This is a genomic window from Ruminococcus sp. RTP21484sp1_RTP21277st1_D2_RTP21277_210401 (assembly GCF_040924225.1).
GTDB lineage: Bacteria > Bacillota > Clostridia > Lachnospirales > Lachnospiraceae > Blautia_A > Blautia_A faecis.
In genome coordinates, this window is sequence record NZ_JBCOMJ010000006.1 from 119,222 (window position 1) to 133,318 (window position 14,097).

Below are 14,097 nucleotides of genomic sequence, written 5' to 3' on the forward strand. Positions count from 1 at the left end.
TAATTTCACAACAGACATCATTATACTTTATCAGGTTTACGTTTACAAGAGGAAATTAGAACAGCCCGGTTTCTTCCAGAAACCGTGAAGGGGCACGCTCTTTATCGTACTGACGTCGCACATAACAGAGCATAAGTTCTTTCTTCGCCCGAGTCATGCCTACATAAAAAAGCCGGCGTTCTTCTTCCAAAGACTCTGCCAGAACAGCCTTTTTATAGGGAATGCTCCCTTCGTTTACATTCATAATATAAACTTTGTCGTATTCCAGCCCTTTTACCGCATGAAGGGTGGAAATTACAATCCCTTCCCTTTTCGTCTCCTGTTTTTTCGCCTGTTCAGCCAGCTTCTTTGTGTAATCCTCTATGTAGTTTTCCCACTCTTCCAGGTTTTTCATACCTTTGGCACTTTCCTGTATGCGGTCAAGGACCTCAAGAAGCTCCTCCGGACGAATTTTACGGTACTGGGCATATTCAATCAGATATTGCTCATAGCCCATTCCTTTTCGGATAAAATTCACTGCAGCATAGGGTGCCAAAGTGGAAAGAATCCGAAGATGTGTTTCCAGTGTGGTAATCCTGTCGCACATCCAGTCTTTATCTTTATAGAAATCTCTCAATGCAGAAAATGAGATTGTGGTCTGTGTCAGGGCATCCCTTGCTATATACCGGTTGGGGCGGTTCATGATTTCCAGGAAAAGCTTTCTCGTCCTGTCTCCTGCTGCCATTTTCAGATATGCCATCAGGTTTCTGCTGATCCAATGCCGGAACAGATTGGGCAGCTGTTCTTTCATGGTAAAAGGAATCTGGTACTCCATCAAGGCTCCAACAAGCCCCTCTGCCTCCTGATTGGTACGAAAAAGCACTGCAGTATCCTCCAGATTCTCTCCTGTCTCCAGCCGCTTCTTCAAAAAAGCGGCAATCTTCACATACTCTTCTCTTGGATTGTCAAATTCCATCACCTTCACAGGTTTTCCCTGCTCATTTGGCGTAGACAGCCTCTTCTTAAAGCGGATCTGGTTGCAGCCCACCACATTCATGGCTGCCTGAAGTACATTTTTCGTACAGCGATAATTAATGTCCAAAAGAACCGTTTCTGCCTTAGGATAATCTTTGGTAAAGTTCAGCATGATCTCTGGCTTGGCGCCACGAAAATGATAGATAGACTGATCATCGTCTCCCACTATGAACAGGTTATCCCTGGGCTTTGCCAGCATCCTAACAATATCATACTGGAGATGGTTGATATCCTGAAATTCATCTACCATAATGTATTGGAATTTGTTTTGCCATGCCGCCAGAATATCTTTTCTCTTGACAAAAAGTTCATAGCAGCAAAGAAGCATGTCATCGAAATCCAGTTTTCTTCTCTGGCGCAAAGCCTTCTGATACCCATTATAAATCTGGCGGAATACCTCATCCGGGCAGCAGGAAGAATAATAGTGATCCAGGGAAATCCTCCCCCCTTTTACCACGCTGATTTCCTTTGCCACATCCTCCTGGAAATCTCCCTCCTGAGCCAGTTCCTGACCAAATTCCAGAGTCATTTCTTTTAAAATGGCATATTTTTCTTCTTCTGACAAAATATTGCCGGCACCAAGTCCATAAGCCTGCTTCAGGATTCCGTAAAAAACACCGTGAAAGGTTCCGAAGGTAACAGCCGTGGAGGTCTGTCCGGTAAACTTCAGAAAACGCTCTCTCATCTCTTTTGCTGCAGCCCGGGAAAAGGTTACAACAAGAACAGAGGACGCCGGTATTTCCCCCTCACCAGTCATATATGCAGTTCTTTCAACGATCACTGAAGTTTTCCCCGAACCGGGGCCTGCCAGAACCATCATAGGTCCTGACAGGTGGGCGATTGCCCTTAATTGAGATGGATTTTTCTTCATAATTGAGACAGATTCTTCATTACAGATTCTCAAGCTTCTCGATTGCAGCTTTCACACGGCGGATTGTCTCATCCTTGCCAATGATCTCCATGATCTCGGTAGCGCCTGCCGGTGTCATCTGCTTGCCTGAAACAGCTGTACGAAGAGGCCACATTACATAGCCGTTCTTGTAACCTTTCTCCTTGACAAATTCACTTAAGGAAGCGAACAGCGGATCATTGGTGTAATCCTCCTGAGCCTCCAGAAACGGAAGAACTTCCTTCAGAACTGTAAGAGAAGTCTCTTCGTTTGTTTTCATTTTCTTATGGCAGTACATAGATGCATCATACTCCGGAACTTCCTGGAAGAAATCGATCAATGCCGGAATGTCAGGGAAAGTTTCGATTCTGGTCTGAACCATTCCTGCAATTTTCTTAAAGTTAAAGTCTCCCTTCAGAACTTCCTTCATGTATGGAAGTGCTCTCTCATAAAATACTTCCGGATCCATTTTCTTAATATACTCGCCATTCATCCAGCGAAGCTTGTTGATATCAAATACAGCCGGAGATTTATTAATGTGATGATAATCAAATTTTTCAACCAGTTCCCTGAGGCTGAAGATCTCGTTATTATCTGCCGGACTCCATCCCAGAAGTGCAACATAATTTACAATTGCCTCGGAAACAAATCCCTGATCCAGAAGGTCCTCATAGGAGGAATGTCCGGAACGTTTGGACAATTTGGCGTGAGTTTCATCCGTGATCAGTGGACAATGTACATAAACCGGAATATCCCATCCAAATGCCTCATAGATACGGTTGTATTTAGGGGAAGAGGAAAGATATTCATTGCCTCGTACCACATGTGTGATTCCCATAAGATGATCGTCTACAACGTTAGCAAAATTATAAGTCGGATATCCGTCAGATTTGATCAGGATCAAATCCTCAAGTTCCTCATTGTTTACTGTAATATCTCCGTAAATTACATCATGGAAAGTGGTAGTTCCCTCTGTAGGCATGTTAAAACGGATTACATGTGGCTCTCCGGCATCCAGACGGCGCTGAACTTCTTCCTTGGAAAGCTTCAGACAGCGTTTGTCATAAATGGAAATCTCCTTGCCTGCTACCACACGCTTCATGCTCTCTAATTCTTCCTTCTGGCAGAAGCAGTAGTATGCATCGCCCTGGTCTACAAGCTGTTTGGCATATTTCATGTAAATCCCCTGTGCCTGGCGCTCGCTCTGTACATATGGGCCATATCCACCGTCCTTATCCGGACCTTCGTCATGAATAAGACCAGTCTTCTCCATAGTACGATAAATAATATCTACAGCGCCCTCTACATAGCGCTCCTGGTCTGTATCCTCAATACGGAGAATAAAATCTCCGCCTTCATGCTTTGTAATAAGATATGCGTATAACGCAGTACGTAAATTTCCAACATGCATTCTGCCTGTAGGGCTTGGTGCAAATCTGGTTCTGATCTTAGTCATGTCTTCTCTATTCTCCCTGTTTATTCTTTCTTATCTTCTGCTGCCATTCCGTGATGGCAACTGCCTTTTCACATTATATACCTAATCCATTCAAAATGTCTATAGAAAAAATCCCCCTGAAGCCCAGCCTCAGGGAGATCGTTACGTTCACTCCGTTCACCGTAACGCGCTTCGCGATGCACAGAAAGACGAACCTTCTTGTGACAAGCACAAGAAGTAGCGTTTGCTGCGCAAACTTAATTCTCGGGTTTTCTGTGAACTTTGTTCACAGAAACACCTCGCGGAATGTTACCAGTGAACAGTAGCGGGAGATCATCATCTGCGAAAAAAATTAAGCATCGATTCCTTTATCTCTCAGATAGTCGATTACATCACCAACTGTGTTCAGCTCTGTAAGCTCTTCTGCCGGAATCTCGATGTTGTACTCATCTTCCAGAGCCATAACAAGCTCGAAGAGGTCAAGGGAATCTGCTCCCAGGTCATCCTTGAAAGAAGTATCTGCTGTAATTGTCTCTGCGTCGCAGTTAAGCTGCTCTGCGATCATTTCACTCATCTTTTCTAACATTGCTCATTCTCCTTTAATAAATATCTCGAAAACCGGCTTCCATCAGCCGTATGTCATACACTGCGGAAAGTATATAATCTGCTGGCTCATTTGTCAAGAGAATTATAGGATAAATTCCGGCTCCTGGAATTTAATCTGTCTGGCCACACTTAAGGCCAGTCCCATCTCTGCCATCAAGAACAAAATGGAGGTACCTCCATAGCTGATAAATGGCAATGTGACACCTGTGTTTGGCATGATGTTCAGCACTACAGCCACGTTCATAATAACCTGCAAAGCGATATGTACAAAAACACCGCTCACAAGCAGGGAGCCAAACATATCCGGTGCATTCTGTGCAATAAAAAATAATCTGTACAGCAGATAACCAAACAACGCCAAAACCATGATCGCGCCAAAAATCCCAAGTTCTTCACAAATAATAGAAAATATCATGTCATTCTGTGCCTCAGGCACACTTCCAAGCTTCTGGATACTGTTTCCAAGACCTCTGCCAAAGAAACCTCCTGAACCAATTGCATACAAAGCCTGCAGGGTCTGATAGCCATCTCCGCTTGCATAATCCTCCGGATGAAGCCATACCTGAATACGACGTAAACGGAAGTTAGAGCTCTGATCCATATGAGAAAGACTGTATACCAGGATTGCCACCAGAATAACTGCAACAACTGCAAGAATAACAAATGGTTTTGTTTTTGGATGTGCAATAAACACCAGACCTACGGTAATCCCAAAAATAATCATAGCAGTACTCAGGTTATCCGTAAACACATATGCAAACAGGGCCTGAATGCCGCCCATTCCCAGAAGTACCATAGTAGCTTTCAAGGTTTCCACTCTCTTTCCCATTTTGACGATCAGATAGGACAATGTGATGATCACTGCAATCTTTGCAATCTCTGCCGGCTGAAACTGTACCCCAAGCTTCAGCCATCTTCTCGCTCCATGAGAGGTGACTCCCAGGGGAGTCTTTACCAGCACCATGAGAAAAGCGGCTGCTACATAGATCACAAACGGAAATTTCGCCAGAATATGATAATCAAAATAGGACACTATAATTGCCAGCACAAGACAGCCAATACTGTACATTGCCTGCTTCTTGAAGTAGAACATGTCGTCGCCTTCATTAATCTGCGCCATATAAGAGCTTGTACTGTAAAGCATGATCAGGCCAAAGCACATGATCAATATGATTACTGCGACCAGATTAAAATCATAGTAATCTGATTTCGCTTTTTTCATTTTGATCTTGGTCTTATAGCCAGGACCTGCCTTTTTCTTTCCTGACCGGATACTTGCTTTTTTCTTTTTCGCAATATCCACTTTATCACCTTTTTCTGTTCATTTTTATATAAACTCTTTTATTTCCTTAATTGTTTTTCATTATAGCAGACTCTTTTTGCAGGTGCAACCCAAAGGTGCTGTTACTCTGTGACCGGTAACGGCTGCAGTTACTGTTCACTGGTAACATTCCGCGAGGTGTTTTTTGTGAACAAAGTTCACAGAAAACCCGAGAATTAAGTTTGCGCAGCAAACGCTACTTCTTGTGCTTGTCACAAGAAGGTTCGTCTTTCTGTGCATCGCGAAGCGCGTTACTGGTCACTGAGCGAACAGTAACCGGCTGCAGAATTTATCCCGTAATAGAAAAGAGCAGGATACTCTCCTGCCCTTCTCTTGTTCCTTATAGAAATTTATATCTGACCTGCTTAAGATCAGTCTTCGCTGCCATCATCAAAGCCTTCTGTCTCAATAATGAACTTCACGTTGCCGCTCATGGAATCATCTTTTCCTGTGAAAGATGTATAAGCTGCATCATCAGACTGGAGTGCTTCCAGACGATCCAGAACACTCTGGAAATCCTCTTCCATAGTATCTTTCAGTTTCTTGATACCATCATCATAGAACTCTTTCTCACCGTCTTTCAGATCTTTTGCTCCGTCCTTCAGAGTCTTAGCTCCGTCTTTCAGATCTTTTGCCCCATCCTTCAGGTCTTTTGCTCCATCATCCAGGGTCTTAGCTCCATCTTTCAGACTGCTTGTTCCGTCTTTCAGAGTCTTAGCTCCGTCATTCAAATCCTTAGCTCCATCTTTCAAAGTCTTGGTTCCGTCTTTCAGATCTTTTGTTCCGCTTACTAAAGAAGATGTACCACTCTTCAATTCACGAGTTCCATTATTAACACTGTTTGCACCGCTTCTTAACTGGGAAGCTCCGCTTCTCAGATCTGCAGCACCGTTCTTTAACTGTGCAATACCGGATTTTACCTGTCCACTGGCTGCTACTAATGTACCTGCTCCGCTTACAAGGCTCTTGGTTCCTGCTGTCAGCTGGGATGCTCCACTGTTCAGGGTATCACTGCTTGCTGTCAGCTGAGATGCTCCGCTTCTCAGTGCCACACTATTTGCGGCAATCTGACCAACACCAGTTACCAGCTTGCCGGTTGCTTTGCTGATTGAACTGATACCTGCATCAAGGCTCTCCTTTGCACTCTTTAATGTACTTGCGCCATTGAGAAGTGCTGTTGCGTTGGCATTATCCTTGCCCTGAAGGGTATTGATTCCATCTGTAATAGTCTTCTCACTATTAAGGAGCTGATCTGCTCCGCTTGTAAGTGTCTCAGCAGCCTTGGTATCCTGTAACTGTTTATAACCAGCCTGAAGCTTCTCATTTCCTTCAGAAATCTGTTTTGCACCTTCTGCTAACTGATTCACAGAATCTGTCATGGAAGAAAGATCTCCAAGTCCTGCAACCAGACTGCTTACTGCTGTCAGACTCTCTCTTACCTGTGTTCCGGCTGCTTTCAGATTTGATGCTCCTGTAGATAACTGACCTTCACCTGTTTCCTTCAGCTGTGCCATTCCACTGTTCAGGGAATCAGCACCTGTGCTCAGCTGTGCGGCTCCTGCATTTGCGGTCTGGGCTCCTGATTCAACAGAAGCTGCACCTGCAATCAGTTTATCTGCTTCACCAGCTAAAGTTGAAGAGCTCGCTGATGCTGCTTCTGAAATACTGCCAGCTGCACCTTCCAGGGTGGACGCAATCGCATTTAAGGATTCCTGAACACTGCTTCCGTTTGTCTCAGCCTGGACAGCTACCTGTGACTGAGCCTGAATGTTACCCAGCTCACCCTGAGCTGCAGAAGCATTTCCAAGACCTGCATTTAACTGCTCGATTGCAGAATTAATAGCTGCTGCAGTTCCTTCGTCAAGTCCCTCTGTTCCAAGTGCTCCCTGCAAAGTTGCGATTGCACTGCTCATAGAGCTCTGGGTTGCACTGATTGCACCAGCGGCAGCATCTGTAGATACCCCTGCGGACTGTGCAGTAACCGTAGTCTCAATCTGGGCAGCTGCCTCACGGATGCTTGCTGCGGAATCATTCATTGTCTTAGAGGCACTATCGCCGATCTGACTGATTGAATAGCTTGTTCCTTCTTTTAATTTTCCAATTCCGTCTTTTACCTGAGTTGCACCGGAAACAAGAGCAGCTGTACCGTCAGCCAGGCTCTTTGCCCCCTCTGCAACACTTGCTGCTCCAGAAGCAGCCTCACCTACTTTTCCAACGTATTCTGTTACACCATCAGCCAGGGAATCAGCTCCATCTGCATACTGATTCAGGCTCTTCACCATTGTTTCCGGCTTTGCAGCTGCTACATTCTTGGCAATTTCTGTAAGTTTTGCGGAAGCAGCGCTGATTCCTTCTGAAGCCTGCTGGATTCCAGGTGCCAGCTGTCCTACCCCTTCAACCAGTGCAGATGTTCCACTTACATAGTCCTTAGTTCCCTGCGCCAGGGCACTTGCACCGCTTACATAAGTGCTTACTCCGTCAGTCAGCTGAGTTGCACCATTTACATAAGCGGTTACACCGTCTGCCAGCTGATTTCCACCAGCCACATATTTGTTCACACCATCTGTCAGGGATTTCATTCCTTTATTGTACTCTGCCATGTTGCTGTTTACAGTATCAACACCTTCTGTGTAGCTGTTCACACCAGAAGCCAGTGAATCTACCCCTGCAGTATACTGGGAAATACCGCTCTGCAATGTTTTTGCACCGCTGTTTAACTGGGAAGCACCAGTCTTGGCACTTGCCACACCAGCATCAAATTCATTGTAACTGGAAGCCAGTGTATTGGCTCCGCCATAAAGAGTTCTGGTTCCATCGTACAGAGTCTTTGTTCCGCTATATAAAGAAGTTGTTCCGGAATAAAGCTGGCTGGCTCCAGTATTAAGAGTCTTAGCTCCGTCATAAAGCTGGCTGGCTCCATCATCCAGGTCTTTACTTCCATCATAAAGCTGGCTGGTTCCGTCTTTCAGAGTCTTAGCGCCGTCATCCAGGTCTTTGGCTCCATCATAAAGCTGGCTGGTTCCGTCTTTCAGATCTTCGGTTCCATCATAGAGATCTTTCGTTCCATCATAAAGCTCCTTAGTACCATCAAAAAGATCCTTGGATCCATCTACCAGCTTCACAGCTGCGTCATCCAGCTCATCCAGGGAATCCTGAAGCTCATCCAGATCATCGGAATCTTCAAGATTCAGGCTGCTGAGCAGATCTGTAACTGCCATGGTGAAAGTATTTCCCATAGTACAGTCTGTAACATCAGCTTCCATGGTAAAGCCTTCCGGAATATCAATCTTATCGGAAAGGTCATCGCTTAAATCCAGGCTATTCTTTAAACCTGGAACTGCAACTCCTACAACCATTTCCTTGTCGCCATCGGAAATCACCTTTCCATTATCAATGGTAACATTGGAAAAATTATCGGAAGAAAGGATCATTCCGGTTACCATAACAAACGGAGAATAAACTTCTACGTCTTTTTTATCAACTTTTACTGTTTTTTTGGATTTGTTTGTATATGAAACTTCCATACGAAGATGTCCACTCTTGCCTGCAAGTTCCTCTGGAGTAATTTCCTGGTCATCCAGATAATATTTGATCTTCATATCTACCGGAAGTTCCTTGTTGGAAGTTCCCTGATAGTAAATATCACTGCTGTCTGTATTCCATGTAACCTTGTCACCATCCTGGGTAAAGGTTTCATCACCTTTTACATTCTTGATTCCTTCCAGGTCAGATACATCGGATACATCTCCCTCTGCTGATCCGGAATTCTTCAGCCAGTCAGATACGGTGATGTCTTTTACTTCGCCTTCTGCAGTGGCGTTTACATATACGGTTTCTTCCTTGGATACTCCATTGTCTGCTTCCTGGGCTGCAGCAATTACCGGTGTAGTTCCAAGGACGGCAGCCATTCCGGCAGCCATTGTAACATTCAGAATCTTTTTATTTCGGTTCATGTTAGCCAACTCCTTAATTCTTAGTTAAATATCTGACGTCTGCAAACTCCTCCCGCTGTCCTGCAGCGTATCTGTTTTCCCGACATCAGTTAGTCATCTCTTAGCCTATGAAAGTTATACAACAAAACTGACCAGTAGTCAATATCTGCTTTTTATCCAAATCTTTTCCTGTTTTGATATTGACTTTTGGTCATTTTTGTTTAAAATAGAAATAAATCACCATAATTATCAAGAAAAGTTCAGATAGTGAAGCTGTAATTGTAACAACCGGCTTTTATTGCTGCCGGGAGAGACAGTAAACTTTTATTTATAGAATGTCTGACGGACATAAGCTTAGGAGGAACTGGCATGGGAAAACTGGAGTTAAATAAAAAAAGGAAGAAAAGTGCTCTGTACAACACTGCCTTTGAACTCTTTACCACTAAGGGGCTTGCCAAGACAACCATTTCCGATATTGTGGAAAATGCAGGAGTTGCGAAAGGAACTTTTTACCTCTATTTTAAAGATAAATATGACATTCGAAATAAGCTGATTTCACATAAAGCCGGCGAACTTTTTTCCGAGGCACATGACGCTCTGGAAGCCTCCCACATTACCGGTTTCACTGCTCAGCTTCACTTTATTGTAGATAATATTCTGGACAGGCTGGAAACCGAGAGTAGTCTGCTTGGCTTTATTTCCAAGAATCTGTCCTGGGGAGTTTTTAAGGATGCGTTTCAGGAACAGGCAGATGACGATGATTTTCCATTTTTCCAGGAATATCTCAATCTTCTGGATCATTCTGATGTACAGTATGATTCCCCGGAGCTGCTTCTTTTTACCATTATTGAACTGGTAAGTTCCACAAGTTACAGCTGTATTCTTCACTCCCAGCCAGTCTGTCTTGCTGAATACCGTCCTTATCTTCATCGGACGATAGACTGTATTTTGCAGGCATTTATCCATGGAGCAGATGTTGAAAAATTATAGACTTATACATTAAAATCCTGAAGGAGACCTTACAGATGAAAGAAAAATTATATACCATTCCCCTGATGGATGCTTTTAAAGCAGGGGACGAATGCCCTTTCTGTTTTGTGGAGCGCCAGCTGGAGCAGCATGCCATGGATTTCGTTTTAGGTGCCGGCGCATCTTATATGGAAGATGATGTACGGGCAGAAACTGATAAAATGGGCTTTTGTCGTACCCACTATAAGAAAATGTATGACTACGGAAACCGTCTGGGTACAGGGCTGATTCTGAAAACCCATTTTCAGTACAAAACAAAAGAGCTTCATGAACAGATCAGGATTTTCGCTCCTTCCAGGGCTTCCGTTTTTTCCAGATTTAAGAAGGGAAACACAGATACAGATGCACCGAAAACTTCTCTTGGCGCATGGGTAAAAGAACAGGAAGATACCTGCTATATCTGCAATTTTTATAAAGATACCTATGCAAGATATCTGGATACTTTTTTCGAACTGTTTAAAAAAAGCCAGGAATTTCTCCCGCTTTTTGAAACCTGTAAGGGATTTTGCATTCCCCATTTCGGAGATCTGGTTGAAACAGCTGAAAGTGCTTTATCTGATAAAGAGAAAAAAGCCTTTTACGCTATCCTTTTCCCAATGATGGAGCAGAATATGCAAAGGCTTTCTGATGATCTGGACTGGTTCTGCGATAAGTTTGATTACCGCAATAAAGATGCGGACTGGCGTACTTCCAAGGATGCACTGCCGCGTGGAATGCAGAAAGCGGCAGGAGGATATCCGGCAGATGAGCCATATACTATGGACAAGTAAGACCAAACAGGCTCCTGCTCGTTGCTTACGCAAATAAAGACTCCTCAAATTAACATTCTTTAGAGCGTGTTAATTTGAGGAGTTTTTTATTTGTCAGTTTTCAGAACTTTCTCCAGGTATCTCTCTTAAACAAAAGTAACAGTGGGAATACTTCAAGCCTTCCTGCCAGCATATCAAAGATCATGACAGCCTTGGAAATATAAGAATACGTATCAAAATTTCCGGTAGGTCCCACAGCTCCAAGCCCAGGTCCTATATTATTCAAAGTGGCTGCGATCGCGGTGAAATTGGAAACCATATCCAGATTGTCCAGACTTATGATCAACAGTGAAGTAACAAAAATCATAATGTACACAAACAGGAACATGTTTGTAGCTCGCACCACCTCATGGGGAATCGCCTTATCATCCATCTTAATCTTCTTCACTGCATTTGGGTGCAGATACAGCTGCAGTTCCTTGCGTGCAGATTTACACAGGATCAGAAGACGGGATACCTTGATACCGCCGCCTGTACTTCCTGCACAGGCTCCCACAAACATAAGGATAACCAGAATGGTCTTGGAAAATACCGGCCACACATTGAAGTCTGTGGTAGCATATCCAGTAGTCGTAATGATGGACCCCACCTGGAAAGCAGCCTGCTGGAAAGCACTTCCAAAGCTTGTAAACATTTCTCTTGTATTAATGGCGATAGCTACAATGGCCAGGCCAATAATCCCCAGATAGTAACGTACCTCTTCATTCTTCGCTGCCTGCATTACTTTCTTTGTCAGAAGCAGATAATAGGCATTAAAGTTGATTCCAAAAAGAATCATAAAGACCGTGATCACCACCTGATTATACGTACTGTAGCTTGCAATGCTGTCATTTTTGACACCAAAACCACCGGTACCTGCGGTACCAAAACTAAGGCACAATGTATCAAACAGAGGCATTTTTCCAATGAGAAGGAAAATGATCTCCACAATAGTCAGAATAATGTATATGGTATACAAAATCTTGGCTGTGGACTGTACCTTCGGCACCAATTTGCTGACAGACGGTCCCGGGCTCTCTGCTTTCATCAGATTCATGTGATATCCACCGGTAAGAGGCAGCAGGCAGAGAATAAATACCAGTACTCCCATTCCGCCAATCCAGTGGGTAAAGCTTCTCCAGATCAGCATACAGTGAGAAAGTGCCTCCACATTGTTCAAAATACTGGCTCCAGTCGTGGTAAAACCGGAAACAGTCTCAAATATTGCATCTATAGGATGTGGAATACTTCCTGAAATAATAAAGGGAAGGGCTCCTGCAATACTGAGTACCAGCCAGCTGAGAGCAACTGTAACAGCACCCTCTTTGGCATGGAATACTTTGCTTTTTCTTTTCCTCCTGGTAAGTGGAATTCCAATTGTGAGACAGATCAACATCGTGATCAGAAATGCCAGACCATTTTTTTCCCGGTAAATGATTGCTGTAATTCCTGGCAAAATCATAAATGCCGCTTCAAAATTGAAGATCCAGCCAAGAATATAAGATATCATGGAATAATTCATGTCCGGACTCCTTTACTTTGCAAGTATATCGTTGATATCACGAAGGCCTCTGTTCGTGGTAACAATTACAACTCTGTCTCCAATCTCCAGGGCATCATGTCCACGAGGAATGCGCACACTGCCATCCCGGTAAAGACATCCAACCAGAAGATTCTTCTTCAGATTCAGTTCGGACAATGTCCTTCCTACAATAGGTGAATTATCACAGATCTTAAATTCCAGAGCTTCTGCCTTTCCATCCAGAATGTGATACAAGGTCTCCACATTACTTCCAATGGAATTCTGAGTTGCTCTTACATACTGCAAAATATAATCTGCAGTAATGTATTTCGGGTAAATAACACTTCCGATGTCCAGACTGTCAATAATATCGTCATAGGCAAGTCTGTTTACCTTGGCAACCAGCTTGGCATTTGAAATAGTCTTTGCGAAAAGGGAAAGGAAAATATTCTCCTCGTCCATATTGGTCAAAGTTACAAAGGACTCAGCACTTTCCAGCCCCTCTTCCAGAAGAAGGGAACGGTCTGTGCCGTCACCGTTAATAATCGTAGCATCTGTAAGTTCTTCGCTTAGGAACTCACAGCGGTTCTTATCTTTCTCAATTACCTTGACTTTGATCTTCATGGCAAGCAGGGCCTTGGCAAGATAATAAGAAATAGTTCCACCTCCTACGATCACGGTGTTCTTTACCTGATGGGTCTTCAAGCCAATCTTTTTAAAGAAAACTGCTGCATTTTGCGGGGTAGCAAGAATAGAAATCACATCTCCATTCCGGATCACATTGGTACCGCCTGGAATGGTAGTATAATCTTTTCCCTCAATAGCGCAGAAAAGAATATCGCAGCGAAAGTGCTCCGTAATCTGCTGAATGCTCTTTCCATCCAGTTCAAATTCAGGCATTACTTTAAATTTCAGAAGTTCTACCTTGCCTCTGGCAAAAGTATCGATCTTTATGGCGGATGGAAAACGCAGAAGTTTTGAAATCTCCTGGGCTGCTGCCAGTTCCGGGTTGATGATCATGGTTACACCCAGACGCTCCTTGATAAAACCAATCTCCTTACTGTAAATCGGATTACGCACACGGGCAATTGTGTGGCAGTGACCAGTCTTCTGGGCGATCAGACAGCATAGAAGGTTCATCTCATCTGATACAGTAACTGCGATAAGAATGTCTGCAGTCTCAATTCTCGCTTCCATAAGAGTATTGATACTTGCTCCATTTCCAACAACGCCCATAGCATCTACTTCATCTGTAATCTCATTAATCCTGTCCGGATTGATATCGATCAGAGTTATATCAGTATCCTCTTCCTGAAGCTGCTCTGCAAGTGTACGTCCAACTTTTCCACACCCGACAATTATAATTTGCATAACTCCTCCAAATATATAAATAATAGGAAAATGTCAGGTCACAGACAAAAAATGAGTCTGTTCCTAACATTCTAAACACTGCTATTATAGCACTACTGTTTGCTTTTGGAAATAGTCATTTTCTTACAGTAAATCTTAGAGTATGTTTGAAGTTAACTGTGAACTTTGTTCACACAAAACCCGGGAAGTG

The 14,097-nt window shown here is 43.6% G+C and carries 9 protein-coding genes; 2 read left to right on the forward strand and 7 right to left on the reverse strand.

Annotation, left to right across the window (positions count from 1 at the left end):
* Positions 1–55: 55 nt before the first annotated feature.
* From AB5706_RS06445 to AB5706_RS06465, 5 genes are all read right to left on the reverse strand, one after another.
* A complete protein-coding gene (locus AB5706_RS06445) occupies positions 56–1,885 on the reverse strand; it encodes an ATP-dependent helicase (RefSeq protein WP_148462531.1) in 1,830 nt (609 codons plus the stop codon).
* A 19-nt stretch (positions 1,886–1,904) separates the two neighbouring features.
* Positions 1,905–3,359, reverse strand: a complete 1,455-nt coding sequence (gene gltX / locus AB5706_RS06450) for a glutamate--tRNA ligase (protein ID WP_148462532.1) — start codon at positions 3,357–3,359, stop codon at positions 1,905–1,907.
* 331 nt (positions 3,360–3,690) lie between these two features.
* Positions 3,691–3,924, reverse strand: coding sequence for an acyl carrier protein (gene acpP / locus AB5706_RS06455; protein WP_021924300.1), 234 nt, complete (start codon positions 3,922–3,924; stop codon positions 3,691–3,693).
* A 102-nt stretch (positions 3,925–4,026) separates the two neighbouring features.
* Positions 4,027–5,247 (reverse strand): FtsW/RodA/SpoVE family cell cycle protein, encoded by a 1,221-nt coding sequence (locus AB5706_RS06460; protein ID WP_330589330.1) that lies wholly within the window; start codon positions 5,245–5,247, stop codon positions 4,027–4,029.
* 389 nt (positions 5,248–5,636) lie between these two features.
* Positions 5,637–9,218 (reverse strand): hypothetical protein, encoded by a 3,582-nt coding sequence (locus tag AB5706_RS06465; protein ID WP_148462533.1) that lies wholly within the window; start codon positions 9,216–9,218, stop codon positions 5,637–5,639.
* A 348-nt stretch (positions 9,219–9,566) separates the two neighbouring features.
* On the opposite strand from AB5706_RS06465, the gene AB5706_RS06470 reads away from it, so the two are divergent.
* Together AB5706_RS06470 and AB5706_RS06475 are read left to right on the forward strand one after the other, a co-directional pair.
* Positions 9,567–10,187, forward strand: a complete 621-nt coding sequence (locus tag AB5706_RS06470; protein ID WP_148462534.1) for a TetR/AcrR family transcriptional regulator — start codon at positions 9,567–9,569, stop codon at positions 10,185–10,187.
* A 35-nt stretch (positions 10,188–10,222) separates the two neighbouring features.
* Positions 10,223–10,996, forward strand: a complete 774-nt coding sequence (locus AB5706_RS06475; RefSeq protein ID WP_148462535.1) for a DUF6062 family protein — start codon at positions 10,223–10,225, stop codon at positions 10,994–10,996.
* Between the two features lie 100 nt (positions 10,997–11,096).
* Here the strand turns inward: AB5706_RS06475 and AB5706_RS06480 are convergent, their stop codons facing one another.
* The gene (locus AB5706_RS06480; protein WP_148462536.1) at positions 11,097–12,536 is read right to left on the reverse strand and encodes a TrkH family potassium uptake protein; all 1,440 of its coding nucleotides are present in this window, start codon (positions 12,534–12,536) and stop codon (positions 11,097–11,099) included.
* A 12-nt stretch (positions 12,537–12,548) separates the two neighbouring features.
* Positions 12,549–13,907, reverse strand: coding sequence for a Trk system potassium transporter TrkA (trkA, locus tag AB5706_RS06485; RefSeq protein ID WP_148462537.1), 1,359 nt, complete (start codon positions 13,905–13,907; stop codon positions 12,549–12,551).
* Between the last annotated feature and the right edge of the window lie 190 nt (positions 13,908–14,097).